General features: G+C 64.4%; 25 protein-coding genes. 5 read left to right on the forward strand and 20 right to left on the reverse strand.

Annotation, left to right across the window (positions count from 1 at the left end):
• Positions 1 to 37: 37 nt before the first annotated feature.
• The 15 genes from ACZ5CM_RS02825 to ACZ5CM_RS02895 form a co-directional block, all read right to left on the reverse strand.
• Positions 38 to 847 (reverse strand): NAD(P)-dependent oxidoreductase, encoded by an 810-nt coding sequence (locus ACZ5CM_RS02825; protein WP_464641075.1) that lies wholly within the window; start codon positions 845 to 847, stop codon positions 38 to 40.
• Positions 844 to 2,151 (reverse strand): ATPase, encoded by a 1,308-nt coding sequence (locus tag ACZ5CM_RS02830; protein WP_464641076.1) that lies wholly within the window; start codon positions 2,149 to 2,151, stop codon positions 844 to 846. Before ACZ5CM_RS02830 ends, ACZ5CM_RS02825 begins: the two co-directional genes overlap by 4 nt.
• A 124-nt stretch (positions 2,152 to 2,275) precedes the next feature.
• Complete coding sequence (locus tag ACZ5CM_RS02835) at positions 2,276 to 2,770, reverse strand: prepilin peptidase (protein ID WP_464641077.1); 495 nt, start codon at positions 2,768 to 2,770, stop codon at positions 2,276 to 2,278.
• Between the two features lie 4 nt (positions 2,771 to 2,774).
• Complete coding sequence (locus ACZ5CM_RS02840; RefSeq protein WP_464641079.1) at positions 2,775 to 3,626, reverse strand: tetratricopeptide repeat protein; 852 nt, start codon at positions 3,624 to 3,626, stop codon at positions 2,775 to 2,777.
• A gap of 30 nt (positions 3,627 to 3,656) precedes the next feature.
• On the reverse strand, positions 3,657 to 4,250 hold the full coding sequence (locus ACZ5CM_RS02845; protein ID WP_464641081.1) for a tetratricopeptide repeat protein: 594 nt from the start codon (positions 4,248 to 4,250) through the stop codon (positions 3,657 to 3,659).
• 4 nt (positions 4,251 to 4,254) lie between these two features.
• Positions 4,255 to 5,235, reverse strand: coding sequence for a type II secretion system F family protein (locus tag ACZ5CM_RS02850; RefSeq protein WP_464641083.1), 981 nt, complete (start codon positions 5,233 to 5,235; stop codon positions 4,255 to 4,257).
• 10 nt (positions 5,236 to 5,245) lie between these two features.
• A complete protein-coding gene (locus tag ACZ5CM_RS02855) occupies positions 5,246 to 6,214 on the reverse strand; it encodes a type II secretion system F family protein (RefSeq protein WP_464641084.1) in 969 nt (322 codons plus the stop codon).
• A 9-nt stretch (positions 6,215 to 6,223) separates the two neighbouring features.
• A complete protein-coding gene (locus tag ACZ5CM_RS02860; RefSeq protein WP_464641085.1) occupies positions 6,224 to 7,669 on the reverse strand; it encodes a CpaF family protein in 1,446 nt (481 codons plus the stop codon).
• Between the two features lie 29 nt (positions 7,670 to 7,698).
• Positions 7,699 to 8,937, reverse strand: a complete 1,239-nt coding sequence (locus tag ACZ5CM_RS02865; protein ID WP_464641086.1) for an AAA family ATPase — start codon at positions 8,935 to 8,937, stop codon at positions 7,699 to 7,701.
• Positions 8,938 to 9,132: 195 nt separating this feature from the next.
• Positions 9,133 to 9,756 (reverse strand): OmpA family protein, encoded by a 624-nt coding sequence (locus tag ACZ5CM_RS02870; protein WP_464641088.1) that lies wholly within the window; start codon positions 9,754 to 9,756, stop codon positions 9,133 to 9,135.
• 16 nt (positions 9,757 to 9,772) lie between these two features.
• Positions 9,773 to 11,191 (reverse strand): type II and III secretion system protein family protein, encoded by a 1,419-nt coding sequence (locus ACZ5CM_RS02875; protein WP_464641089.1) that lies wholly within the window; start codon positions 11,189 to 11,191, stop codon positions 9,773 to 9,775.
• A 195-nt stretch (positions 11,192 to 11,386) separates the two neighbouring features.
• A complete protein-coding gene (gene cpaB / locus ACZ5CM_RS02880; RefSeq protein ID WP_464641091.1) occupies positions 11,387 to 12,241 on the reverse strand; it encodes a Flp pilus assembly protein CpaB in 855 nt (284 codons plus the stop codon).
• A gap of 160 nt (positions 12,242 to 12,401) precedes the next feature.
• Positions 12,402 to 12,602: a hypothetical protein gene (locus ACZ5CM_RS02885; RefSeq protein WP_464641093.1), complete on the reverse strand. Its 201-nt coding sequence runs from the start codon at positions 12,600 to 12,602 to the stop codon at positions 12,402 to 12,404.
• 96 nt (positions 12,603 to 12,698) lie between these two features.
• Positions 12,699 to 12,887, reverse strand: coding sequence for a hypothetical protein (locus tag ACZ5CM_RS02890; RefSeq protein WP_464641095.1), 189 nt, complete (start codon positions 12,885 to 12,887; stop codon positions 12,699 to 12,701).
• Positions 12,888 to 13,262: 375 nt separating this feature from the next.
• A complete protein-coding gene (locus tag ACZ5CM_RS02895) occupies positions 13,263 to 13,451 on the reverse strand; it encodes a hypothetical protein (protein WP_464641097.1) in 189 nt (62 codons plus the stop codon).
• Between the two features lie 348 nt (positions 13,452 to 13,799).
• Here ACZ5CM_RS02895 and ACZ5CM_RS02900 point away from each other — a divergent pair, with 348 nt between their 5' ends.
• Complete coding sequence (locus tag ACZ5CM_RS02900) at positions 13,800 to 14,615, forward strand: lytic transglycosylase domain-containing protein (protein ID WP_464641099.1); 816 nt, start codon at positions 13,800 to 13,802, stop codon at positions 14,613 to 14,615.
• 41 nt (positions 14,616 to 14,656) lie between these two features.
• On the opposite strand, the gene ACZ5CM_RS02905 is transcribed toward ACZ5CM_RS02900, so the two are convergent.
• The 5 genes from ACZ5CM_RS02905 to tldD form a co-directional block, all read right to left on the reverse strand.
• Complete coding sequence (locus tag ACZ5CM_RS02905) at positions 14,657 to 15,283, reverse strand: 3-oxoacid CoA-transferase subunit B (RefSeq protein ID WP_464641100.1); 627 nt, start codon at positions 15,281 to 15,283, stop codon at positions 14,657 to 14,659.
• Between the two features lie 3 nt (positions 15,284 to 15,286).
• Positions 15,287 to 15,991 (reverse strand): CoA transferase subunit A, encoded by a 705-nt coding sequence (locus ACZ5CM_RS02910; RefSeq protein ID WP_464641102.1) that lies wholly within the window; start codon positions 15,989 to 15,991, stop codon positions 15,287 to 15,289.
• 133 nt (positions 15,992 to 16,124) lie between these two features.
• The gene (gene topA, locus ACZ5CM_RS02915; RefSeq protein ID WP_464641104.1) at positions 16,125 to 18,683 is read right to left on the reverse strand and encodes a type I DNA topoisomerase; all 2,559 of its coding nucleotides are present in this window, start codon (positions 18,681 to 18,683) and stop codon (positions 16,125 to 16,127) included.
• Between the two features lie 296 nt (positions 18,684 to 18,979).
• Positions 18,980 to 20,137, reverse strand: coding sequence for a DNA-processing protein DprA (dprA, locus tag ACZ5CM_RS02920; protein WP_464641105.1), 1,158 nt, complete (start codon positions 20,135 to 20,137; stop codon positions 18,980 to 18,982).
• A 120-nt stretch (positions 20,138 to 20,257) separates the two neighbouring features.
• Positions 20,258 to 21,679 (reverse strand): metalloprotease TldD, encoded by a 1,422-nt coding sequence (gene tldD, locus ACZ5CM_RS02925; RefSeq protein ID WP_464641107.1) that lies wholly within the window; start codon positions 21,677 to 21,679, stop codon positions 20,258 to 20,260.
• A gap of 204 nt (positions 21,680 to 21,883) precedes the next feature.
• On the opposite strand from tldD, the gene coxB reads away from it, so the two are divergent.
• Genes coxB through ACZ5CM_RS02945 form a run of 4 tightly spaced genes read left to right on the forward strand, consistent with a single transcriptional unit; the run spans position 21,884 to position 24,515 of the window.
• Positions 21,884 to 22,732 (forward strand): cytochrome c oxidase subunit II, encoded by an 849-nt coding sequence (coxB, locus tag ACZ5CM_RS02930; RefSeq protein WP_464641109.1) that lies wholly within the window; start codon positions 21,884 to 21,886, stop codon positions 22,730 to 22,732.
• A 57-nt stretch (positions 22,733 to 22,789) separates the two neighbouring features.
• Positions 22,790 to 23,731 carry a heme o synthase gene (gene cyoE / locus ACZ5CM_RS02935; protein ID WP_464641111.1) on the forward strand — a complete coding sequence of 314 codons (942 nt, stop codon included), beginning with the start codon at positions 22,790 to 22,792 and terminating at the stop codon, positions 23,729 to 23,731.
• Positions 23,728 to 23,904 (forward strand): hypothetical protein, encoded by a 177-nt coding sequence (locus ACZ5CM_RS02940; protein WP_464641112.1) that lies wholly within the window; start codon positions 23,728 to 23,730, stop codon positions 23,902 to 23,904. Before cyoE ends, ACZ5CM_RS02940 begins: the two co-directional genes overlap by 4 nt.
• Entirely contained in the window at positions 23,904 to 24,515 is a 612-nt protein-coding gene (locus ACZ5CM_RS02945; protein ID WP_464641114.1) for a cytochrome c oxidase assembly protein, read from the forward strand. The genes ACZ5CM_RS02940 and ACZ5CM_RS02945 overlap by 1 nt, the downstream gene beginning before the upstream one ends.
• The last annotated feature ends 5 nt before the right edge of the window (positions 24,516 to 24,520 follow it).

The following is a 24,520-nucleotide window of genomic DNA, read 5'->3' on the forward strand; positions in this document are numbered from 1 at the left end:
GGGCGGCCCTGCCCGGCGCGCATGCGCGTTCAGGAGTTCAGGATTTGCGCGGCCGCGGGGTCAGCGCCCTGACGGCCTCGCGCACCGCACGCGGCAGGTCGGTGTCGGCGCCCTCGGGGGCCGCGTCCAGGGCGCTTTCCACATCCTTGACCAGGATGCCGATGGTGTTGTCCTCGGCGTGGCCGTCGCGGGCGAATTCGATGTCATCGAAGTTTGACGCAAACCAGTTCTGCCCCGAGGAGGTATGGATGAGTGCAAGCAACGCCCCTTCCTCGAGCCCCGTGCGATCGGCCCAGTCCAGCACCATCCGGGTCATGGCGGTATTGGCGGCGGCCAGAAGGTTGTTGAGCACCTTTGCCTGCATGCCCGCTCCGAAGGGGCCCATGCGGAGGAAATGGCGGCCCATGGCCTCGAGCAGCGGCTGGATGGCATCCAGCTCCTCGGGCTCGCCGCCCAGCATGAAGGACAGGCGGCGCTCCTGCGCGGCGATCTGCGCGCCGGACATCGGCGCATCGATCAGCGCGATGCGCCGGGGCAGGCGCGCGCGCAAGGCGGTCACATAGCGCGGCGACAGGGTCGAGCAGATGACGATCCGCTCCAGCCGCGGGGCGGTGGCGAAATTCTGGCGCCCGAACAGCACCTCTTCGGTCTGGGCAATGTCCCGAACCACGGTGACGAGCGTCTCAAGCCGTTGCGCGAAGGCGGCCGGATCGTTGCCGACATGGGGGGCCAGCGGCCCGAATTCGGCGGCCGGGCGGATGTCGAAGCCTTCCGCATCGAAGCCGGCACCGCACAGCGCCGCCAGCATCGGCACTCCCATCCGGCCGCAACCGGCAACCCCGATCATTTGACGATATGTTCGTTGCGCACGAACATGTTGGCCCAGGCCCGGTCGATCAGTTCCGGCGTCATCTGGTAGGGGATGCCTTCGAATTCGCAGATCGCGATCATCTGGTCGATCAGGAAACCGGGCTGGTAGTTGGCATAGACGTTGTCGATGGTGGGATACTTGTTCTTGAGCAGGTGAACCAGCGTCGCTTCGTCCAGCGGCATCCCCTTCTTGCGGGCCACCATGGCGAAGATCTTGAGGAAGTTTTCCTGGCTCGGCCCGTCGATCTTGATCTTGAAGAAGATGCGCCGCAGCGCGGCCTGATCGAAGATCTCGTTGGGGTGGAAGTTGGTCGAGAAGATCACCAGCGTGTCGAAGGGCACCTCGAACTTTTCGCCCGATTGCAGGCTGAGGATATCCTTGCTTTCTTCAAGCGGGACGATCCAGCGGTTGATCAGCGCCTGTGGGGGCTCTTCCTGCCGGCCCAGATCGTCCACGATGAAAACGCCGCCGGTCGATTTCAGTTGCAGCGGCGCCTGATAGGTGCGCGCGGTCGGGTTGTAGACGAGGTCGAGCATCTTCAGCGACAGCTCGCCCCCGGTAATCACCGTGGGCCGGTCGCACAGCACATAGCGCGTGTCGAAACGCCGGTTGCGCCGCAGGCTGGTCGGGTCGTCGCGGGCCTCTTCGGCGGCGTTGTGAATGATCGGATCATAGACGGTGATGACCTGCCCGGCATATTCGATCGCGCGGGGAATGTAGATCCTGTCGCCAAGGGCATCGCGGATCCCGTTCGAGATCGAGGACTTGCCGTTCCCGGGCGGGCCGTACATCAGGATCGAACGGCCGGCGCTGATCGCCGGGCCGAGGTGATCGAGCAGGCTGTCGGGAAGGATCAGGTGCCCCATGGCCCGGATCAGCTGGTCGCGGGTCACCTGGATGTTGCGTATGCTCTGGCGCTTGACCTGTTCGGCATAGACGCTCAGCGGCACCGGCATCGGGCCGTAATATTCCGACTGCGACAGCGCGTCCAGCGCCCGGGCCTTGCCGGCATCGGTAAGTTGATAGCCCATTTCGCTGCCGCTGTTGGCATGCAGCGTGCCGGTGGCCTCCAGCAGCTTCTGCTCGCGGGCGAGATCGACGAGTTCCTGCGTGACCGGGATCGGCAGGCAGACCGCCTCGGCAATGGCGCTGACCGTATCGACGCTCTTGCGGAAGATCGTCTTGAGCAGGATATCCCGCATCATCACCATGGGCAGCTGCATTTCCGACAGCCGTCTGGGCGCGGGCGGAGCCATCACGGTAGTCGTCTGCATGTTCATGGGCCGGTATTTCCCCCTGTAACCGCATGCGGTTTTCGATCACGCGGCAGGATGGCCCGGGATTGTGGCGCCATCTTGGCAGGGGCGGGGCGGGGCGATGGGATTCGGGCCTGATGGCGCGCACTCAGCTGCCAAAGATCGCGCCCAGGATCAGGTAGAGCGCCAGCGTGCCGCCCAGAGAGAAGCCCATCGGGAATTTCCATCCCATGGTCCAGCTTTTCCAGTCCGGGGCCACGCGGCGCAGGGCGGTGTATTTGGCGATCCGATGGGTGGCGAAGGCGGCCAGAAGGTTGGCGGCGAAGATCGCCAGCAACAGGCGCAGGTCGCCAGGCGCGATGAAGGGTGCGGCGGCGGCAATGAACTTGGCGTCGCCCGCCCCCATCGCCCCACCCATGTTGAGCAGGATCCCCAGAATGAGAACAGCGACCATCTGCACCAGCCTCTGCCCATAGACCGGCAGGGGAAGGACGATCAGCCCAATCACGAGAAAGACCGCCGCCAGCGCCAGGACCGCCTGGTTGGTGATCCGCATCTCGCGCAGATCCGTAAACGCCACATAGAAGCACAGGGGCAGGACGAAGGGCAGGAACCACAGCGCCGCCGTTGCCGAAATGCTCATGGCGTCAGGAGGTCTCGAGCGCCCGCAACGAGCGAACCGCCTCTTCGAAATGCTGCGGATGGGTGTCGATCGCTTCCTGCAGCAGGCCCTTGGCGATCCGGGTGTCACCCTGTTTCACCGCGGTGAGCGCAAGCGTATACAGAAGCTGTGCCCGTTCGGTCTGCTCCATCGGAATGACCGGCAGGGTATAGTTGCGTTGAGCTCCGCGGGCCAGGGCGAGGTTGTTCTTGGCGGTGAACAGGGTCGGATCCTGCCGTATGGCATCGCCGAAAAGGCGCTCGGCCGCGGAATAGTCGCCGCGGGTCAGCTTGGAATAGCCCCAGTTGTTGAGAACGCCCGCGGGCCGGGTGGTCAGCCCGACGGCGATCTCGTAGAAACTGTCGGCGCGTTTCCAGTCCTTGTTGGCGTCGGCCACCATGGCTTCCAGCCGGTAGCGCTTGAAGGTTTCATGCGTGGGCGGCACGGAATCCAGAACCTTCTTTGCTCTCTCCCATTCGCCCGCCCGGATCAGGGCATCGGCAAGGTCCACCTTGTCGTCTTCGGTGGCACCCTCCATCTGCGTCACGCGGGTCCAGGCGGCGACCGCCTCGGTGTTGCGCTTGGCGCGAACCAGCGACCTGGCCAGACCGCGCCGAAGGTCGATCCGGTCGGGATACTGCTTGAGCGTGCGGGTGAAGTAGTCGATCGCCTCGTTCGGGTCGGCGACCGTGAGCATGACGTCGCTCAGGTCGCTTTCATCGATGACGTTGATGTCCTGGAAGGCTCGTTCGACCGTGGCGTCGGTCTTCTTTTCGGCGCAGGCTGAAACCGTCAGCCCGCCTGCCAGCAGGGTGGCAATCAGGATGGGGTGGCGCATGTCTTGCGTCCTTTACTGCTCTTGCCTCGATCATGGTGTCTTGCGGATCCGGTAGTCGCCGGCGCCCCGCCGCACCAATCTGTAGTCTTCATTTATTGGCGCATTATTATCAGGATTTTTCGTTTTTGCGAGTGCCAGGCGCAAATTGTCCCGGATTGCGTCACTTTCGCCATTGTCCAGCGCGTAGGCCCGGTGAAAGACGGCGCGCGCTTCGATCACGTTGCCCCGCTCCATGAGAACCACCCCCAGGTTGTTCCACGCTTCCGGCCAGTCCGGGGCATCCTCGACGGCCTTGCGCAGCATCCGCTCGGCCTGGCCCAAGCGGCCAAGTCCCAGGTCGGCGCTACCCATTCCCATCAGGATCTCGGGGGTCATGCCGTGTTGCAGCGCCGCGCGGGTAAAGGCCTCGAGCGCCAGTTCGTATTCCCCCGCGGCCATCAGCCTGTGGCCTACCTCCAGCCCGTCCACGGCCGGCCTGTCCGGGTCGATGCCGGGGGCGAAGGGGCCCATGGACAGGTCGGGCCCGGCCGGGGGCAGAGTGCAGGCGGCCACCGCCGCGATCGCGGCGATGACCAACAGGAATTTTCCGGGTTTTCGGAGCGCAAGGCCGCCCGGAGTGGTCATCTGGTCATTTGCTCATGTTGCCAAGTTCCATGATGCCGCCGACGGAGGGGCCGACAAGGATCACCAGCAGCGGCGGAACCGTCAGCATCATTGTGGCAAGGGTCATCTTGGTTGGCAACTTGTTTGCCGCCTCTTCCGCGCGCATCACCCGCTTGTCGCGCATCTCGCTGGCATAGACCCTCAGCGCCTCGGCGATCGAGGTGCCGAAGGTGGCCGACTGGATCATCACGGTGACGAAGGACGACACGTCGGTCACGCCGCACCGGGTGGCCATGTCGCGCAGGACGCGCTCCTTGTCCTTGCCGGCCTTGAGTTCATTGGCGACGATCTCGAATTCGTCGGCTAGGTCGGGATAGGAGGCGCGGATTTCGCGCGCGACGCGCACGATCGACTGATCCAGGGACTGGCCGGCCTCGACGCAGACCAGCATCATGTCCAGCGCATCGGGAAAGCCGCGGGTGATCGCCTCCTTCCGGGCCTCGACCCGGCGCGTCACCCAGTATTTCGGGAACATGTATCCGGCGGCGCCGGGCCCGACCACATACATGGCCAGCTGCTGGCCGGTGAATTCGGTGTCCGCATTCAGAACGAAGACATAGACCAGCCCGGCAACGAGGCCGATCATCCCCAGCGCGAACTGGGCGAAGTGGAAGAACCGCACTGCGTCGCGGGACTGGTAGCCCGCCTGGGTCAGCTTGAGCTGAATGGCCGTAAGCTCCTCGGCATCCTTCGGTTCGAGGAAGGTCGCGAACTTTTCCAGCTGCTCGTTGTGCCTCGATTGGCGAAGGCGTTTCTTCTTCGGAGTCCCGGACCTTTCCTTTTCCAGGTTCCGCTGGAGCTTCTTCAACGGATCCTCGGGCTGATTGAGCAGAATCGGAATGGTCAGAAGCACCATGAACAGGCCGAGGATGCCGACCGCGATCAGCGGGCCGAGGGGGCCGAACTGACTGGTGAGGAAATCGTTGATGGGGGCGAGAAATTCCATGACCGTCTCCTCAGACCTTGATGTTGGTCAGCCACCGCATCACGAACAGGTTGGCGGTGAGCATGATGCCGACGAAGAAGACTGCCGGGATGAAATAGGGGTGATCCAGAACGCCGTCGTAATAGTTCGGGTCGTTCACCAGGATCACGATCAGCGCAACGATGGGAAAGGCCGACAGGAACTTGCCCGACCACTGGGCCTCGGCGGTGATCGCCCTGACCCGGCGGAACAGGCGGAACCGCGCCCGGATCACCTTGGCCAGGCCGGCCAGGATCTCGGCCAGGTTGCCCCCCGACTGCTGCTGGATCGACACAGCGACGGCAAGGAACCGCAGATCCTGCATGTCCAGCCGCTCGGCCATTTCCTTGAGCGCCTCGCCCACGTCCCGGCCATAGGCGCATTCATCGGCGATGACGCCGAATTCGGTTGCCAGCGGATCCTCGGCCTCCTTGGCCACGATCTGGATGGCCGAGGAAAACGGATGGCCCACCCGCAGGCTGCGCACCATCAGTTCCACCGCGTCGGGAAGCTGCTCTTCGAACATGGACATGCGCTTCTTGGCCTTCTGGTTGATCCAGAAATAGACCGCGCCCACGCCGATCACGACCGAGGCCAGCGCCCGCACACCCAGCTGCGCCTGGGTACCGATGCTGAGGCCGACGAAGGCCACCGCCGTCAGCCCCGCCATGATCATTACCAGCTGGCGGGGCGAGAAGGCGATCGCGGCCTTCTGTGCCTTTTCCGCCAGCAGCGAATAGAGCGGGATCGAGGTGGATTTCATGTGCTGCTTCATCTCCTTGCGGAGCTGTTCCAGCACCTGTTCGCGCGCCGCGCCGCTGTTGAGCATCTCCAGCCGGCGGTTGACCCGGGAATTGAGGCTGATCGACTTGCCGAAGGCCACCAGATACAGCCCTTCGACGAGAACGAAGACCCCGACGAAGATGAGGCCGTAGACCAGCGGTTCCATACTGATTTCCATGGGAATTCCTCACATCTTTGTCGGTTCGTAAATGGATGGCGGCAGATCGTAGCCCCACATGCGGAAGCGTTCCGAATAGTGGCTGCGCACGCCGGTGGCGGTGAAATGGCCGATGATCTTGTTGTCCGGGGTCAGGCCGACCCGCTGATACTTGAAGATTTCCTGCATCGAGATGACATCGCCCTCCATGCCGGTGATCTCGGTGATCGAGGTCATCCGGCGCGACCCGTCCTGCAGGCGGGAGGCCTGCACGATCAGGTTCACGGCGCTTGCGATCTGGGACCGCACGGCCTTGATCGGCATTTCCAGCCCCGCCATGGCGATCATGTTTTCCAGCCGCGAAATCGCGTCGCGCGGATTGTTGGCGTGGATCGTGGTCATCGAGCCGTCATGACCGGTGTTCATGGCCTGCAGCATGTCGATCACCTCTTCGCCGCGGGTCTCGCCCACGATGATGCGGTCGGGGCGCATCCTGAGCGCGTTCTTGATGCAGTCGCGCGCGGTGACCTCGCCCTTGCCCTCGACATTGGGCGGGCGGGTTTCCATCCGGCCCACATGGACCTGCTGCAGCTGAAGTTCCGCCGTGTCCTCGATGGTCAGGATGCGTTCGGCATTGTCGATGAAGGACGACAGCGCGTTCAGCGTCGTCGTCTTGCCCGAGCCGGTGCCGCCCGAGACGATGATGTTCAGCCGGGTGGCCACCGCGGCCTGAAGATAGGCGGCCATTTCCTCGGTGAAGGCACCGAAGCGGATCAGGTCGTCGATGCTCAGCTTGTCCTTCTTGAACTTGCGGATCGACACCAGCGACCCGTCGATGGCGATCGGCGGCACCATGGCGTTGAAGCGCGAGCCGTCCGCCAGGCGGGCGTCCACGTAGGGGTTCGATTCATCGACCCGCCGGCCGACCGCGCTGACGATCTTGTCGATGATGCGCAGCAGGTGCTTTTCGTCCTTGAAGGTGACATCGGACAATTCAAGCTTGCCGTTGCGCTCGACGAAGATCTGGTGCGGTCCGTTGACCAGGATGTCGCTGACCGTGTCGTCGCGCAGCAGCGATTCCAGCGGCCCCAGGCCGGTGACCTCGTCGTAAAGCTCGTTGTTCAGCTGCTGGCGGTCCTCGCGGTTGAGGACAATCCCCTTCCGTTCGAGGATCTCGCTGGCGATGGCGCTGATCTCGGCCCGCAGCTCCTTCTCCGGCGCGTGTTCCAGCGCCGCGAGATTGAGGTTTTCCAGAAGCTCGCGGTGAAGCTCGATCTTGATTTCGGTCAGACGCTCCTTGCGCTTGCGTTCGCGCTCAAGCGTCGAGGCCTCGGCCTTGACCTTCGGCGTCATCGACTTGCGCAGAATGGTACCGGGGCGCTGTTCGGCCGGGCCTTTCCCTGCCCCCGTCGCGATCACCGCGGCAGGGGCGGCTTTCGGTTTGCTGGCTGTGGCCTTGCGATATTTCGAAAACACGGGTTTCTGCCTCGATCGGTTGTTGCGGATCACGCGGCCCTGGCTTCGCCGCGGCCGAGTTCGTGAATGGATCGCGCCAGCTTGGCAATTTCCTTGCGCAGCGGATTTTTCGGAACCGAAGAGGCCAGCGGCAGGCCGTGGTCGTTGCTCTGCTGGACCTGGCGGCCCCCGTCCGGAAGCTGCAGGTCGATGGAAATGCCAAGGCTTTCGCCCATCCGCTTGACGCGGGTCCGGCTGCTCAGATCGGTGAACTTGGGCGCCCGGTTCAGGACGAAGCGCAGCTTGTTGAAAGGCAGGTCCTCGGACTGCAGCGCCCGCTTGAGGCGCAACACGTTCTGCGCCGAGCGCATGTCGAGTTCGATCACCGCGAAATAGACATGCGCCGCCTGCAGAACGGTTTCCGTCCACATGGTGATCGTCTTGGGCATGTCGATCACGACGTAATCGAAATGGGCGCGGGCAAGGTCGATGATGAGTTGCACGTCCTCGGGGGTGATGAAGTCCAGCGGTACCAGCTCGCCCGGCGCGGTGAACACCTGCAGCCGATCCTGGAAGGTCAGAAGCGCGTGGCCGAATACTTCCTCGTCCATGTTTTCGGTATCGCCCAGCAGTTCCAGAACCGCTTCCCGCCGCGGCAGGTCCAGATAGGTCCCGACCGAGCCGTACTGCAGGTCGAGGTCGATCACGCAGACGCTGGGGTGATCGTCGCCGTCAAGATTGGCCAGTTCCCAGGCAAGGTTCACCGCCAACGTGGTCGTGCCGGTCCCGCCGGACAACCCCTGAACCACGATCACGGCGCCTTCCTTGGAGCTTCCGGCGCTGAGGCTGGCGGTGTTGTGTTGCGCCCCGGCGGCTTCCTGTTCCTTGGCCCGCAGCCGTTCGATCGCCTGGGCCAGCTCGCCATCGGGAAGCGGGTAGGGGATGAATTCGTCGGCCCCCTTGCGCAGCAGCTGGTGGAGCACGATCGGGCCGACATCCTCGGCGATGAGAATGACCTTGATGCCGCGCGCCTTGGCCTGGGTGATGATCTCGCCCAGCATGACGAGATTGTCCTCGTCCTCGTCATCGATGGCGAGTGCGATGAACTCCAGGGAATTGGCTTCGGGCTGACTGAAGAAGGCCAGCGACTCGGCAAAGCCCAGATCGCCCCAGCTTTCGCCAAGTGCGGCCTCCATGTCCTCGATGAGAAGGTCGAAATTCTGAACGTCCCGACTGACGGTGCAGGCCAGGATCGGACTGCTGTCTTGTTGTGGCGTTCCGCTGCTCATTGCCCGTTTCCTCGTTGCCAGGTGCCGCCACGCGCGCGTCTGGCCCCCTGTCAGACCGCCACGCACCTGTCGGCCGCGCGACCTGAATCGGCCGCGCCAAACCCATGCTGGCAATCTGTCCGGTAATGTAGGCGAGAGTGGGGCGAAAAAGCCTCATTAGTTGGGAATCGGGCGACGATCCCCCAAGGCGAACGCCTATTGTGTTGCGCTGATCTTCTGCCCGTCGGAAAGACCGGACTTCGGGGCCGCGCTGTTGATGTATTCGCGGTAGACGATCTGGGCGTATTTCCCATCAAGAACAGCGGGATGGCTCTTGACGAAGCCGGTGACCTCGGTGACCGTCCGGCGGTTGCGCCGCTCACGCCCCGGGGTCGGGATCAGCGGTTGCGTCTCGCCGTAGCTCACCACCGCTTCAAGCCGCGAACGGTCGATTCCGCGCGAAGCGAGATAGGACACCACCGCGCGGGCGCGGCGCAGGCCCAGCGCCTTGTTGTAGGCGGTCGAGCCCACGGCGTCGGTATGGCCGTAAACGCGGAACCGGACTTCGGGGAACTGCCGGATCCAGTCGGCCTGGCGGTCGAGAATGGCGGCAGCCTCGGCGTCGATGACCGCCTTGTCGAAGTCGAAATTGATGGTGGTCGGGACCTCTTCGGCAAACCTCTTGGCAAGACTGATCGCGTAGTCGCGTTCCCCGGTCTGAACAAGGGTGTTGTTCATCGTGGCGTTGCCGAACGACCCCATGTCCACTTCGTGGCCGGCCTCGTAACCGCAGGCGGCCAGAGTGAGTGTCAGGCCCAGAGCGGCAATCTTGCTGAACATCTGCCCGTCCTTCCGATCAATCCATCACATAGCCGTAGGAGCCGCTGAAATCCTGCTTGGCGACTTCGCTTGCCCCCTTGCCAAGGCCGCCTCGCTTGCGGCTTGCAACCTTGCCATAAAGGAACAGCGCGTTTTCGCTTGGCGGCTTGATCCGATCCGTCGGCAGCGCCAGCGCCTCGCCCCGCGTCGGCGTCACCAGATGGGCGGTGACGATGATCACCAGCTCCGTCTGGGCGCGCTGGTAGTCGGCGCTGCGGAACAGGGCGCCAAGCACCGGCACGTCGCCGATCCACGGCAGCTGTGATGCGTTGTCGAGGAAATCATCCTGGATCAGGCCCGCGATGGCAAAGCTCTCCCCGTCGCGCAGCTCGACGGTGGTAGATGTTTCGCGCTTGGAAAAAGCGTTTAGAGTCAACCCGTTGGCGGTGACGGTGGAGCTCGGGTCGATGGCCGAAACCGAGGCGCGGAGTTCCAGGTTGATGATATCCTCGTCCACCACGCGGGGGATGAAGTTCATCTCGATCCCGAAGGGTTTGTACTCGATCGTGTAGACGCCGTTGTCCTGGGCGACCGGAATCGGATATTCGCCGCCGGCAAGGAAGGTGGCTTCCTGCCCGGACAGGGCGGAAAGGTTCGGCTCGGCAAGGGTGCGGACCACCCCTTTCTGTTCCAGCGCCTCAAGCAGCAGGTTCACCTGCATGGAGCCGGCGTTGAAGCCGAACACCACGGCCCCCGCATTGTCGTTGGCCAACGGGATGTTGCCAAGCTGCGCGTTACCCAGGGAAAGCTGGTTGTTCAGGGTGCCGGTGCCACCATTGACGCCGTAGGAGGTGCCGCCCTTGATCCCCCAGGACACGCCAAGCTGTTTGGTCACGGCGCGCTTCATCTCGGCAAAGCGGACCTTGAGCATGACCTGCTGGACGCCGCCGACGGTCATCAGGTTCGAGACCCGCTCGGGCGCGTAGCGCTCGGCAAGGTCGAGCGCCCGTTGCAGGCGCGCCTTGCTGGACACGCTGCCGGAAAGAACGATGCCGTCATTGGCGGTGCGAACCTCGATCTTCTCGCCGGGAAGGATCTGGCGCAGGCGCTCCTTGAATTCGGTGATGTCGGGCGCGACCCGGACCTCGACATTGGTGATGAGCTTTCCGCTGGCATCCAGAAGCGTCAGCGTGGTCAGGCCCGGTGCCTTGCCCAGGACATAGATCGTCCTGTCGGACAGCGAGGAGATGTCGGCGATGCTGGGATTGGCGATGCTGAGTTCGGCGAAAGGTTCGTCGCTTTCGATCACGACCGCCCGGTTCATGGGCACCTTCAGGACGGATCCCGTACCATTCTGGACCACGCGCAGCGTTTCGGCCACCGCGCCACCCGGCGGCGGTGCCCACGTCAGAGCCGCCCAGAGCAGGGCCGCCCCGATCCATCCACAAAGTTTCATCTGGCCTGCCTCTCCGATCACGCCTCGAAAAACGGGTCTTGCCGCCCGATCTTTGCCGCAGTGTGCGCCAGATGGCGCGACATTGCAAGAATCAAGCACTTCCGGGCCGCGGTTGATGTGGACAAGTGGCAACAAGCGAAGGCGGGCCCGCGATCTGCAGGGCCCGCCAGCGTCGTTGATCCGGACAATGTCATGTCAGTTCGTGCAGGGGATCGGAATGTCCACGACCTCGGCCCCGCGGCGGGTTCGGATCGTGCAGACCTTCTTTTCCTTCTTCGCCGGCGGCGGGGCCTTGTCCACGATGCCCAACAGCTTGCGCTGATCCACTTCGATGGCGGATGCGATCGTGTCGTCCTCGGCCCCAACCAGCGCCAGGCTGAGCCGCCCGGTGGACTGGGCCTGGGCCAGCGCGGCCACCTGCTCGGGCCGGACGGCAACGGTCACCGTCCGGGCGATCGTCGCCTCCTGAAAGTCGGTCCCGGCCGTCTGGTCGATGGCGATGAGTCTGACCCCCGCTTCGATCAGGCGGGTGATCTCGCCGCGTGAGCCGCTCGAATCGCGCACCGTTCCGGTCCAGTAGACGTCAACCCTGTCGCCGGGGCGCAGGAAACCCGACACGCCCGATGTCACGTCCACCTTGATGGTGAAGGCCCGCATCCCCCGCTCCAGTCGCGAGGTGATCCCGGCATCTTCGCCCGGCTTGGTCACCTTGGCGGTCAGAATCGCCTCGTCCTTCTCCATGGCGCGAAGGACGACGCGCGGTTTCTCGTTGTCGTTCGGGAAGAGCGCCGCCTTCTCGGTGAAGGCGCCTTCCGGGATGGCATTGACCGGCCATTCCACGGGCCGCACGTCTTCGGGCGAGAGCGTCTCGCCGTAGCGGAGCGGGCGGTTGGCGACGAACACCGTCGTGGTCGGCACGGCCGGCTGGCTGTCTGCCCGCTGTCGTGCAAGCTCCTCCTGATATGTGGCGATGTACTGCTTGGCCATCATCACTGCCCCGCCCGCAAGGGCGATGCCGACGACCAGCACGATGCCGAATACTGCGCGCATGCCTGAACCTTTCTTCGCTTGCATCCGGCCAGTGACGTTTCGCCGGACGCGGGGTTTCCCAAGACGTGATAGCCCGGGAATGTGGCGAAATGAGGGAGAAGCGGTGATCAGGACGGGATTGTTTCCAGGCCGTGAACCGCGACGGGGGCAACGAATCTCGTCAATCGAAATCCCAGTCTGACATGTAGGAGGTAAGCGAATCCGTCAGCCCGAGCACGCCGTCCGAAATCGTGGTGGAGGCCAGAACGGTCAGCCCCACGACCATGGCCACCAGAACCACCCAGTCAACCGTGATCGCGCCGCATTCGTCGGAAACGATTTTTCCGAGCCTGCCGAGAGCAGATGAAATCCGGGACGGCATGTATGTTTCTCTTCCAGTTCGGTGCGTTTCAGTCAGAGGGCCACGCCTTGTCCAAGACGTGGCCCCGAAGTCTAGGCGACTTTCGTTGTCAGGTGGTTAATTGCCGCTGTTCGGATCCTTGCCCTCGATGAAGGACTGGGTGTCGGCCGACAGGTTCGAGGTGCCGGTCTCGATCGAGTTGTAGGCAGCGGCGGCCAGGGCCACGACAGCGGCGGTCAGCACGACCCAGTCAACCGTCACGGCGCCGTCTTCGTCCTTGCGGAATTTGTTGATGAGCTTCAGCATTGGTTGGTCCCTCCAAAGGATATCAGGTTCACACTCAACCCCGCCATCCCCTGGTCCGGCTCTCTCTTCCGGCCCGTCCGGCGTGGTATGGGCATATCTAACTGGCGGTTTCGGGCAACTTTGCGGCGACATGAGCCAGTGTTGCAAAATGTCGAGGCCGAATGGAAGAATCAGCTAATATATTGATATATATCAATAAAATAGTTGCCCAATCGCAACAGTCGAAATCGGCGGGGTGGAAATCTGGCAAAATTCTGGCACCGGCCGGGGGCGGCGCCGGATCCGCCAACGGGACTCCGGGGCGTGCACGAGAAAACCGCGCCCTGTTACTAGGGCGCGGTCTCCGAAGTCTAGGCGACTTTCCTTGTCAGGTGGTTAGTTCCCGGTATTCGGATCCTTGCCCTCGATGAAGGACTGGGTGTCGGCCGACAGGTTCGAGGTGCCGGTCTCGATCGAGTTGTAGGCGGCGGCGGCCAGGGCCACGACAGCGGCGGTCAGAACCACCCAGTCGACCGTCACGGCGCCGTCTTCGTTCTTGCGGAATTTGTTGATGAGCTTCAGCATTGGTTGTCCCTCCAAAGGATCACAAGATTTGTTTTTCCACCCCGGCGGCCGTTGTGAACCTTCTCTCTCTCTTCCGGCCCAACCACCGCGGTATGAGGACATATAGCCAGTGCCCGGTGGCAGGATTTCGACCGAAACAAGGATTTTTCGGAACGGTGGCCGATTCGAGCAGAAAATCGTTAATGCGTTGTAAAATAATGTGAAAAAATGAAGATATCTGCTTCGCACCGCGTATGAGCGGTGCAGAACTGCGGCAAATCTGGCAAATTTGTCAGATTTTTCCCCGTCCCTCTGGCCCGAAAGCACCGTCCGGGCGACACTGCTTCAAAAAGGTTCCGAGGCAGGTTCATGTTCAGGTGGTATCGATTTGCCATTTGGGTCGCGGTTTCGGCGGCCCTGTCGGTGCCGGTGGTGGCCGGGCCGCCGCCGCCTTTCCCCGATTTCGAAGCGCGCAGGGTCAAGCCGCCAGCCCCCGGCACCCGCAGGCGCATCACGGTCCAGATCGAGCCGGGCCGGGAAGATGCCGGAGGGCTGCGCACGAAGGACGAGACGGCACCTGTCGAGACGGACAATGCAGCTGTCGGGAGCTATCCCGCCTTCTGGGCGCGCATCTCTCCCGCTCTGGAAGCGGCCGGGCCGGGGCGTCTGGCCGAGGCGCTTTCTGCTCTCGCCGCGTCCGGCAAGGTGCGCGTTCCGCGATTGCAGGTGATGCAGCAGATCGCGCGCGAGCGCGGAGTGGCGATTCTTAAGGCGACGATCGGCACCCACATCTCTCCGGCGCTGGTCCTTGCGGTGGTTGCGGTCGAATCCGCGGGGCAGGCCGATGCGACAAGCTCTGCCGGAGCCGAGGGGTTGATGCAGTTGATGCCGGCGACGGCCGAACGCTTCGGCGTGACCGATTCCATGGCAGCCGAGGACAATATCGCAGGAGGGGTACGCTTCCTCGACCGGCTGATGCAGGAGTTCGACGGTGACCCGGTTCTCGTGCTCGCCGCGTACAATGCGGGGGAAGGCGCGGTCCGGTCCTGGCGGGGCGTTCCACCCTTTCCCGAAACCCGCGATTACGTGCCTCGGGTCCTGGCCGCGTTCCAGGTTGCCCGCGGCCTGTGCAGAACGCCGCCCGAGCTGATCTCGGACGGCTGTGTTTTCGTAACCATGAAATGACGATCCTGTCGTGGCCCTGAAGGCGTTCAGGGCCACGCAGCTCAGACGATCGTGGCTTCGGTCGCGGCGATCATGTCCTCTCGGGTGACGCCATCGGCCAGTTCGACGATATGCAGACCCTTGTGGGTTACATCCAGCACGCCAAGGTTGGTGATGATCCGGTCCACCACGCCCTTGCCGGTCAGCGGCAGGGTGCATTCACGCAGCAGCTTGGACTCACCGTGCTTGTTGGTGTGGTCCATGACCACCACCACCCGGCCGACGCCGGCGACCAGATCCATGGCGCCACCCATGCCCTTGACCAGCTTGCCGGGAATCATCCAGTTGGCGAGATCACCCTTTTCGCTGACCTCCATGGCGCCCAGAATCGCCATGGCGATCTTGCCGCCGCGGATCATGGCAAAGCTGGTGGCCGAATCGAAATAGGCGGTGTGCGGCAGTTCGGTGATGGTCTGCTTGCCGGCATTGATCAGGTCGGGATCCTCTTCGCCTTCATAGGGGAAGGGGCCCATGCCCAGCATGCCGTTTTCCGATTGCAGCGTGACGTGGATGTCCTCGGGGATGTAGTTGGACACCAGCGTCGGAATGCCGATGCCAAGATTCACATACATCCCGTCTTCGAGTTCCTGCGCGGCGCGCGCCGCCATCTGGTTGCGGTCCCAGGGCATGGATCAGGCCTCCTCACGCTGGCGCACGGTGCGCTGTTCGATTCGTTTCTCGTGCTCGCCCTGGATCAGGCGATGCACATAGATGCCGGGCAGGTGGATGTTGTCGGGGTCGAGGCTGCCGGCAGGCACGATCTCTTCCACCTCCATCACGCAGACGCGCCCGCAGGTGGCCGCCGGCACGTTGAAGTTGCGCGCGGTCTTGCGGAAGATGGCGTTGCCGGTCTCGTCCGCCTTCCACGCCTTGACGATGGACAGGTCGGCCACGATGCCGCGTTCGAGAATGTATGTCTCGCCGTCGAATTCCTTGTGCTCCTTGCCCTCGGCGATCACCGTGCCGACGCCGGTTTTCGTGTAGAAGCCGGGAATGCCCGCCCCGCCGGCGCGCATGCGTTCGGCCAGCGTGCCCTGCGGGTTGAATTCCAGCTCCAGCTCGCCGCTCAGATACTGGCGCATGAACTCGGCGTTCTCGCCCACATAGGACGAGATCATCTTCTTCACCTGCCGGGTCTGGAGCAGAATACCGATGCCGAAATCGTCAACCCCGGCATTGTTGGAGGCAAAGGTCAGATCCTTGACGCCTGAGTCGCGGATCGCCTGCAGCAGCAGTTCGGGAATGCCGCAAAGACCGAAGCCCCCGGCCGCGATGAACATGCCGTCATGCAGCAGACCGTCGAGCGCCTCGGCGGCATTGGCATAGACTTTTTTCATGGAAGACTCCCCAAAACGCGGTGTGGCGCGTTTTTGCCGCTGCGCCGGCGGCAAGTCAACAAAGCCTGGCCGGATCAGGTATTTCTACCTATCCCCGGCAGGCGCACCGCCTGGCGATCCGGGCAAGGCCGGATCAGCCCTTTCCGGCCGCGGCGCTGCGTTTCCCGGCCGTCTTTTTCCTGGTGCTCGCCTTCTTGCGCCCACCCTTTTTCGCGGCCTTTTCGGCAATCAGCTGCACCGCCATGTCCATGGTGACATCCGTCGGTTCGACATCCTTGGGCAGGGTCGCATTGATCTTGTCCCATTTCACATAGGGGCCATAGCGGCCGTTCATCACGTTGACCGGGCCGCCATGTTCGGGATGTTCGCCCAGCTCCTTGATCGGAGCCGCCGCGGCACCCCGGCCATTGCCGCGGGCGGCCTTCTTCGCCAGTTCGTCCACCGCGCGGTTGATGCCGATGGTGAAGACGTCGTTCACGTCCTTGAGATTGGCGTAGGTCTTGCCGTGGCGCACATAGGGGCCATAGCGGCCGATCGCGGCCTCGATCATCTCGCCATCTTCCGGGTGCGGGCCGATCTGGCGCGGCAGGTTCAGCAGCATCAGCGCCTTTTCCAGGTCGATCTCGTCCAGGTCCCAGCCCTTGGGGATCGAAGCGCGCGGCGGTTTGGGGTTGTCCTCGGTGGCTTCGCCCTTCTGGACGAACGGCCCGAAACGCCCCTTGCGCAGCGTCACCGGCAGGCCGTCGTCATGGCCCAGCAGCTTGCCGTCGGGGCCGATCTCGTCGCTTTCGGTGCCCGGCGGGCCGAAGGGGCGGGTGTAGCGGCATTCGGGGTAGTTCGAACAGCCGATGAAGGCCCCGCCCGCGCGCGAGGTGCGCATGGACAGCCGCCCCTTGCCGCACAGCGGGCATTGCCGCGGATCGCCGCCATCGGGGCGGGGCGGGTAGAGATGCGGGGCCAGAACCTCGTCGATCTTTTCCAGAACCTCCGAGATGCGCAGCTCGGAGGTTTCCGCGATCGCGGCCGAAAAATCCCGCCAGAAGCGCGAGAGCACCTCGCGATAATCGGCCTCGCCGGCGCTGATGTGGTCCAGTTCGTCCTCCAGCCCGGCGGTGAAGTCGTAGCTGACATAGCGCGGGAAGTAGTTGATCAGGAAGGCGGTGACCAGGCGCCCCTTGTCCTCGGGGATCAGCCGGCCCTTCTCCTTGCGGACATAGCCGCGGTCCTGGATCGTGGTGACGATGCTGGCATAGGTCGAGGGGCGGCCGATTCCCAGTTCTTCCATCCGCTTGACCAGCGTGGCCTCGGTATAGCGCGGCGGCGGCTGGGTGAAATGCTGCTCGGGGGTGACCCGGCGCTTCTCGACCGCCTCGCCCTGCACGATCTGCGGCAGGCGGCGGTCGTCCTCGTCCGCCGCCACATCGTCGCGACCCTCTTCATAGACGCGCAGGAAGCCGTCGAACAGCACCACCTGACCGGTGGCGCGCAACCCCACCTGCCCGTCGGCACTGGAGATTTCGACGGTGGTGCGTTCCAGCCGCGCGGCCTCCATCTGGCAGGCGATGGTGCGTTTCCAGATCAGGTCGTAAAGCTTGCGCTGATCTTCGTCCGTCACCTTCAGATCGCGCGCCCGGCGCATCATGTCGGTGGGGCGGATGCATTCATGCGCCTCCTGCGCATTCCTGGCCTTGTTCTTGTAGATGCGCGGGCTTTTCGGCAGGTACTCCGGGCCATAGAGGGCCTCGATCGCCCGGCGGGTGGCCGCGACCGCCTCGGGCGCCATGTCGATGCCGTCGGTCCGCATGTAGGTGATGTATCCCGCCTCGTAGAGCCGCTGCGCCGCGCTCATGGTCTGGCGGGCGCCCATGCCGAATTTCCGGCTGGCTTCCTGCTGCAGGGTCGAGGTCATGAAGGGGGCGGCAGGCTTGCGCGAGGCCGGCTTGGCCACCACCGAGGTCACGGCCAGATCGCGGCTTTCGACGGCCTGCACGGCCAGTTCGGCCTGGGTTTCGTTCTCGATATCGTATTTGTCGAGCTTGCGCCCGGCCAGAACCGTCAGCCGGGCCTCGAATTCCTGCCCGCGCGGGGTGGCGAGCATGGCCTTGACCGTCCAGTATTCGCGCGGGCGGAAGGCCTCGATTTCCATCTCGCGTTCGACGATCAGGCGCAGGCAGACCGATTGCACGCGTCCGGCCGATTTCGCGCCGGGAAGCTTGCGCCACAGCACCGGCGAGAGGTTGAAGCCCACGAGATAGTCCAGCGCGCGGCGGGCGAGATAGGCCTCGACAAGCGGCATGTCCACCTGCCGGGGATTGGTCATCGCCTTCGTCACGGCATCCTTGGTGATGGCGTTGAAGGTCACGCGGGAGACGGGCGTGTCCTTCCTGATGGCGCGGCGTTTCGTCAGTGCCTCCTGCAGGTGCCAGCTGATCGCCTCGCCCTCGCGGTCGGGGTCGGTGGCGAGAATCAGCGCGTTGTCCTCCTTGAGCGCGTCGGCAATGGCCTTGACGTGCTTGCGACTGTCCGGGTCGATCTCCCATTTCATTTCGAATCCGTGGTCGGGATCGACCGATCCGTCCTTCGCGGGCAGGTCGCGAACATGGCCGTAAGAGGCGAGAACCTTGTAATCGGGACCGAGATACTTGTTGATTGTCCTGGCCTTGGCCGGAGATTCGACAACGACGACGGGCATTTAGGGGAAAACCTCCTGGCTCGGTGCTGGGCGCGTTCTATGGCGGCGCAACATGTGGTGCACAAGCGCCGATTGTCAATCCGCACATTTTCGCCTCTGCTTCGCCTCTGGCGCCGGGGCGGGGACAGCCATCCACCGGCCCGGTGCGAACCGGGAACCCTCTTCCCGCAGCGGGACCGGGCCAGAGGGGAGGCAGGCAAGCCCCGGTTGTTCGCCTCCGGCTTCCTTCGGCTCGGGTTTCTTCCCGTGGGGATGCGCCTTTGCGCGGCCAGGATGTGCGAAGGCGCGCAGCCGGTTCAGTCGGGGCGGGCAAGACTCAGCAACCCGCCCGGTTGCCGGTTGATGTGTCCCTCCAGTTCCAGATCGACGAGAACCGGGCCGATCTGTCGGGCCGGCACCGCCAGGTCGCGAACGATCTGGTCTTCGGCCACCGGCGACGGCCCAAGGCGGGACAGGATCTGCTGGTGCAGCGCCGCCGTTTCCCGCAGGCTGCGCCGCTCGGGCGGGGGGGGGGGAATGTCGCGCAGCATGTCCGGCTGCCGCGGCGCACTCTCGACGACGAGGGGCGGCAGTGCGGACAGAACATCCGCGGCGTTGCGCACCAGATGCGCGCCGTCGCGAATCAGCATGTTGCAGCCGGCGGCGCGGGCGTCGAACGGGTGGCCCGGCACGGCCATCACTTCGCGGCCCTGGTCCAGCGCGTCGCGGGCGGTGATGAGAGACCCCGACCGCACCGCAGCCTCGACCACCACCACCCCGCGGGCCAGGCCCGAAATCATCCTGTTCCGGCGCGGGAAGTGCTGCGCCCGGGGGGCAAGGCGCATGGGCTGTTCCGAAAGAAGAAGACCCTTGCGCGCGATGCTGTCGGCGAGAGAGGCGTTCTCGGGCGGATAGATCACGTCCACCCCACCGGCCATGACCGCAATCGTGCCGGTGTCGAGCGCGGCGAGATGGGCCGCCGCGTCGACGCCCCGAGCCAGGCCCGAAACGATCGTGCAGCCTTCGGCGCCGAGGTCGCGGGCCAGGTTGCGGGCCATGCGCGTGCCCAGCGAGGATGCGTTGCGTGCCCCCACCAGCGCGACCGCCGGCCGCTTCAGCAGGCCGATATCGCCGACGGCCCACAGGATGGGCGGGGCATCGTCCAGCTGCGCCAGCGTCTCCGGGTAGTCCGGCGACCCAAGGCACAAAAGCCGCGCGCCGGCGGCTTTTGCGGCCTTGAGTTCGGCTTCGATCACGCCGGCCGGGCATGTTTCATACCCCTCTACTCCGGCGGCGCGCGCCACTTCAGGCAGCGCGGCCAGCGCCTTCTGCGCCGTGCCATGCTCGGCCATCAGGCGGTGGAACGTGGTCACACCGACCCGGCGCGAGCGCAAGAGGCGAAGCCACGAAAACCGGTCGTCTTCCGTGGTGGGTGGGAGTGGGGGGTGAGTGGAAGAGTGTTGTTCTCCGGTCATCCGTCGCTCCGCCTGTTGCGGGATCGGTTTAGGCGAACTGTCGTTAACAGGGGGTGAATCCCGTCGGAATTTCCTGCAGACTTTTTCCGGTGCCGGCAGACCCGGGCGATCGGGGGGCGGTCAGGCCGCCGCGCCCCCCACTGTCAGCCCCTCGATCAGAACGGTCGGCTGTCCCACGCCCACCGGCACCCACTGGCCATCCTTTCCGCAGTTGCCCAGGCCCGGATCCAGGGCCATGTCATTGCCCAGTCCCCGGATGTGCCTGAGCACCGTCGGGCCGTCGCCGATCAGCGTGGCGCCCTTGACCGGGGCGCCGACCTTGCCGTTCTTCACCCGATAGGCCTCGGTGCACGAAAACACGAACTTGCCGTTGGTGATGTCCACCTGTCCGCCGCCGAAGCCGACCGCCCAGATCCCGTCGCGGATTTCGGCCACAAGGTCGGCAGGGTCCGAATCACCGCCCAGCATGATCGTGTTGGTCATGCGCGGCATCGGCCGATGCGCATGGGACTGGCGGCGGCCGTTGCCGGTGGGCTCCATGCCCATGAGACGGGCGTTCTGCCGGTCCTGCATGTAGCCCACCAGAATCCCGTCCTCGATCAGCACGTTGCGCCGGGACGGGGTGCCCTCGTCATCGACGGTGATCGAGCCGCGCCGGTCGGGAATGGTGCCGTCATCCACCACGGTCACGCCACGGGCCGCGACCTGCCTGCCCATGAGATCCGCGAAGGCGGACGATCCCTTGCGGTTGAAGTCCCCCTCAAGCCCGTGCCCGATCGCTTCGTGCAGCAGGATGCCCGGCCAGCCGGGGCCCAGCGCCACCTCCATCACGCCGGCGGGAGCGGGTTCGGCGTCCAGGTTGACCAGGGCGATGCGCAGCGCCTCGCGCGTCTTCGCCCGCCAGGATTCGGGGGCGATCAGCCCGTCCAGCCCGATCCGGCCGCCGCCGCCGGCGGTGCCGGTTTCGCGCCGCCCGCCCTGCTCGACGATGACCGAGACATTGATCCGCGTCAGCGGGCGCGTATCCGTGACCATCACGCCGTCGGGCCGCAGAATTGCCACTTCCTGGATCGAGGCCGCAATGCTGGCGCTGACCTGGACTACCCGCGGATCGAGATCGCGCGCGAAGGCGTCGATCGCCTTGAGCGTCTCCACCTTCACCGGAAAGTCGATGCCGGCGATCGGGTCCGCATCGGTATAGAGATGCCGGTTGGTGGCGGGCGGAGCGTCGGCCAGCGTGCCGCCACCATCCCCGACCGCAAGGCGAACCGTATCGGCCGCGCGCTTGAGCGAGGGGATCGAGACATCGGTGGAATGGGCATAGCCCGTGACTTCGCGGCAGACCGCGCGCAGGCCGAACCCTTCGGACGCGTCATAGCTGGCCGAGCGCAGGCGCCCGTCATCGAACACCAGCGCCTCGGACTTGCGGCGCTCGACGAACAGCTCGCCATCATCGGCGCCATCGGCCGCTGCCCGAAGGATGCGAATCGCCTCGTCCAGGGGCAGGAGTGATTCGAACGGAAGGAAGGAAGGGGTGGACATGTGCCGTAGACTCGCAATTTGATCCAGCTCAAACGGGCGAATTTGATCCAAATCAAAGAAAGCGTCCGTTTGCCGCAAGCATTTCGCTTTATTTGGTACCTCGATTATGTTTTTTAAGATCGCAATGACAACGGGACCGGCCCGTGTCCAGTGGATTCAGGGTCGGTGGTGAGGAACAACGCGATCAACCGATCAGGACAGAAGATGAAGAACGCACTGACGCTATCGGGCCTTTTCGCGGCCCTTTCGAGCGTGCCGGCTCTGGCACAGGATGGCCTGGAAGGGCTCGAAACCGTTGGCAAGCCGATTCCCGGCGGCGTGGGCTTCCAGCCGGCTGCGACCGACCTTGCGCGCGGGCTGCAGTCGCTCGACTATCTCATCCTGGTCATCATTACCGCGATCGTGGTGCTGGTGGTGGCGCTGGTTCTGGTGATCATCGTCCGCTACAACCGCCGCGCCAATCCAGAACCGGCCTCTTTCACCCATCACACCCCGATCGAGATCCTCTGGACGGTGGGGCCGATCCTCATCCTCGTGTTCATCGGCGCCTTCTCGCTGCCCGAGCTGTTCCGCCAGCAGGAAATTCCCGAGGCCGACATCACCATCAAGGTCACCGGCAACCAGTGGTACTGGAGCTACGAATACGTGGACGAAGGCTTCGGCTTCGACAGTTTCATGCTGGCGAAGGAGGATCTTGCCGATTACGGCTACAGTGAAGACGAGTATCTTCTTGCCACCGACAACGCGGTGGTCCTGCCCAAGGGCAAGGTCATCGTGATGCAGGTGACAGGGTCGGACGTGATCCATTCCTGGACCATCCCCGCCTTCGGGGTGAAGCAGGACGGCGTGCCCGGGCGGCTGGCCGAGCTGTGGTTCAAGGCCGACCGCGAGGGCGTGTATTTCGGCCAGTGCTCCGAGCTGTGCGGCAAGAACCATGCCTACATGCCGATCACCGTGAAGGTGGTTTCGGAAGAGGCCTACCAGGCATGGCTGGCGCGGGCGAAGGAAGAATTCGCAGGCCTCCCGCAGAACTACAAGGTGGCATCGAACTGAGGTCCAGGGGCGCGGGCGCGCCATGCCCGCCGCCTGCCAGCCCGGAGAAGAATCCGCATGAGCGACGTCAGCCTCAACACCGGCATTCGCGAGGACGAGGCAGGATTCGGCGACTATTTCGCCCTGCTCAAGCCGCGGGTGATGTCGCTGGTGGTCTTTACGGCGCTGGTCGGGCTGGTGGCGGCGCCGGGGACGGTGCATCCGATGATCGCCTTCAGCGCGATCCTGTTCATCGCCATCGGCGGCGGTGCCTCGGGGGCGCTGAACATGTGGTGGGATGCGGATATCGACCGGCTGATGCGGCGCACCCGGAACCGGCCGATCCCGTCGGGGCGGGTCGAGGCCGGCGAGGCGCTGGCGCTGGGGCTGGCGCTGTCGGGCTTTGCGGTGGTCATGCTGGCGCTGGCCACGAACATCGCCGCCGCGGCCCTTCTGGCCTTCACCATCTTCTTCTATGTCGTGATCTATTCGATGTGGCTCAAGCGGCGGACGCCGCAGAACATCGTGATCGGCGGCGCCGCCGGAGCCTTTCCGCCGGTGATCGGCTGGGTCGCGGCGACCGGCGGCATGGCCATCGAGCCGTGGCTGATGTTTGCCCTGATCTTCATGTGGACGCCGCCGCATTTCTGGGCGCTGGCGCTGTTCATGCGCTCGGATTACGACGACGCGGGCGTGCCGATGCTGACGGTCACCCATGGTCGCCGGGCGACGCGGGTGCATATCCTCGTCTATACGGTTCTTCTGGCCGTGCTGTCGGTGGGGACCGCCTTCACCGATATCGGCGGCCCGCTCTATCTGATCGTGGCGGTGGCGATGAACCTTCTGTTCCTGCGCGGCGCGCTGCGCATCTGGCGGCGCGACGAAGCGGCCGCCGAGGCGGACGACTTCGCCGCCGAGCGGGGCTTTTTCAGACTGTCGCTGCTTTATCTGTTCCTGCACTTCGGCGCCATCCTCGCCGAGGCGCTGCTGAAGCCCGCGGGGCTGGGAGGTTGGGTATGACTCTGAAACCGCTTCACGAGCTGCACCGCCGCCGGATGAGCCGCAATGTCGGGCTGGGCCTGACGCTGCTGGCGTTCGTTGCCATCGTCTTCGGCCTGACCATGGCGAAGATCTCCAACGGCGATTTCGTGGCGCCCTACGCGCCGCCTTCGGCAAGCGGGGGGAGGCCGTGATGTCCAGGCAGCCGAACCGCGAAAACGCCAACCCCGCGCGCACCGCGTTCCGCCTCGTGGGCGTGGTGGTGGTCATGGGCGGGCTGGCCTGGGCCTCGGTGCCGGCCTACAACTGGTTCTGCAAGGTGACCGGCTTCGGCGGCACCACGGACGTGGCCGAGACGGGTTCGGACGTGATCCTCGACCAGACGATCAAGGTCCGCTTCGACGCCAGCATCGAACGCGGCATGGCGTGGGAGTTCAGGCCCGTCGAACGCACCATGGAACTCCGCATCGGCGAGACCGGCCTTGCCTTCTACGAGGCCTACAACCCCACCGATCGCCCCATCGCCGGGCAGGCCTCCTACAACGTCACGCCCTATTCCGCCGGCGCCTATTTCGAAAAGATCGCCTGCTTCTGCTTTACCGAGCAGGTGCTGCAACCGGGCGAACGGGTCCAGATGCCGGTGACCTTCTTCGTCGATCCCGAGCTGGTGAACGACCCGGAGGCGAAATACATCCACACGATCACGCTGTCTTACACTTTCCATGAAATCGACCTGCCCGAGGACTACGCGTCGCTTGAAGCGCAAGGGCAGGCAGAGAAGAAACTGAACCAGGCCAAGAGGTGAGGGAC

This window comes from Piezobacter thermophilus (genome assembly GCF_055386745.1).

Bases quoted from the DNA above. Each gene is read 5' to 3' on its own strand.
- ACZ5CM_RS02870 (WP_464641088.1), bottom strand. From the start codon at position 9,756: ATGTTCAGCAAGATTGCCGCTCTGGGCCTGACACTCACTCTGGCCGCC.
- ACZ5CM_RS02830 (WP_464641076.1), bottom strand. From the start codon at position 2,151: ATGAACATGCAGACGACTACCGTGATGGCTCCGCCCGCGCCCAGACGG.
- ACZ5CM_RS02910 (WP_464641102.1), bottom strand. From the start codon at position 15,991: ATGAAAAAAGTCTATGCCAATGCCGCCGAGGCGCTCGACGGTCTGCTG.
- tldD (WP_464641107.1), bottom strand. From the start codon at position 21,679: ATGTCCACCCCTTCCTTCCTTCCGTTCGAATCACTCCTGCCCCTGGAC.
- ACZ5CM_RS02890 (WP_464641095.1), bottom strand. From the start codon at position 12,887: ATGCTGAAGCTCATCAACAAATTCCGCAAGGACGAAGACGGCGCCGTG.
- topA (WP_464641104.1), bottom strand. From the start codon at position 18,683: ATGCCCGTCGTCGTTGTCGAATCTCCGGCCAAGGCCAGGACAATCAAC.
- ACZ5CM_RS02940 (WP_464641112.1), top strand. From the start codon at position 23,728: ATGACTCTGAAACCGCTTCACGAGCTGCACCGCCGCCGGATGAGCCGC.
- ACZ5CM_RS02895 (WP_464641097.1), bottom strand. From the start codon at position 13,451: ATGCTGAAGCTCATCAACAAATTCCGCAAGAACGAAGACGGCGCCGTG.
- ACZ5CM_RS02875 (WP_464641089.1), bottom strand. From the start codon at position 11,191: ATGAAACTTTGTGGATGGATCGGGGCGGCCCTGCTCTGGGCGGCTCTG.
- ACZ5CM_RS02900 (WP_464641099.1), top strand. From the start codon at position 13,800: ATGTTCAGGTGGTATCGATTTGCCATTTGGGTCGCGGTTTCGGCGGCC.
- cyoE (WP_464641111.1), top strand. From the start codon at position 22,790: ATGAGCGACGTCAGCCTCAACACCGGCATTCGCGAGGACGAGGCAGGA.
- ACZ5CM_RS02825 (WP_464641075.1), bottom strand. From the start codon at position 847: ATGATCGGGGTTGCCGGTTGCGGCCGGATGGGAGTGCCGATGCTGGCG.
- coxB (WP_464641109.1), top strand. From the start codon at position 21,884: ATGAAGAACGCACTGACGCTATCGGGCCTTTTCGCGGCCCTTTCGAGC.
- cpaB (WP_464641091.1), bottom strand. From the start codon at position 12,241: ATGCGCGCAGTATTCGGCATCGTGCTGGTCGTCGGCATCGCCCTTGCG.
- ACZ5CM_RS02850 (WP_464641083.1), bottom strand. From the start codon at position 5,235: ATGGAATTTCTCGCCCCCATCAACGATTTCCTCACCAGTCAGTTCGGC.
- ACZ5CM_RS02855 (WP_464641084.1), bottom strand. From the start codon at position 6,214: ATGGAAATCAGTATGGAACCGCTGGTCTACGGCCTCATCTTCGTCGGG.
- ACZ5CM_RS02885 (WP_464641093.1), bottom strand. From the start codon at position 12,602: ATGCCGTCCCGGATTTCATCTGCTCTCGGCAGGCTCGGAAAAATCGTT.
- ACZ5CM_RS02835 (WP_464641077.1), bottom strand. From the start codon at position 2,770: ATGAGCATTTCGGCAACGGCGGCGCTGTGGTTCCTGCCCTTCGTCCTG.
- ACZ5CM_RS02865 (WP_464641086.1), bottom strand. From the start codon at position 8,937: ATGAGCAGCGGAACGCCACAACAAGACAGCAGTCCGATCCTGGCCTGC.
- ACZ5CM_RS02945 (WP_464641114.1), top strand. From the start codon at position 23,904: ATGTCCAGGCAGCCGAACCGCGAAAACGCCAACCCCGCGCGCACCGCG.
- ACZ5CM_RS02905 (WP_464641100.1), bottom strand. From the start codon at position 15,283: ATGCCCTGGGACCGCAACCAGATGGCGGCGCGCGCCGCGCAGGAACTC.
- ACZ5CM_RS02845 (WP_464641081.1), bottom strand. From the start codon at position 4,250: ATGACCACTCCGGGCGGCCTTGCGCTCCGAAAACCCGGAAAATTCCTG.
- ACZ5CM_RS02840 (WP_464641079.1), bottom strand. From the start codon at position 3,626: ATGCGCCACCCCATCCTGATTGCCACCCTGCTGGCAGGCGGGCTGACG.
- dprA (WP_464641105.1), bottom strand. From the start codon at position 20,137: ATGACCGGAGAACAACACTCTTCCACTCACCCCCCACTCCCACCCACC.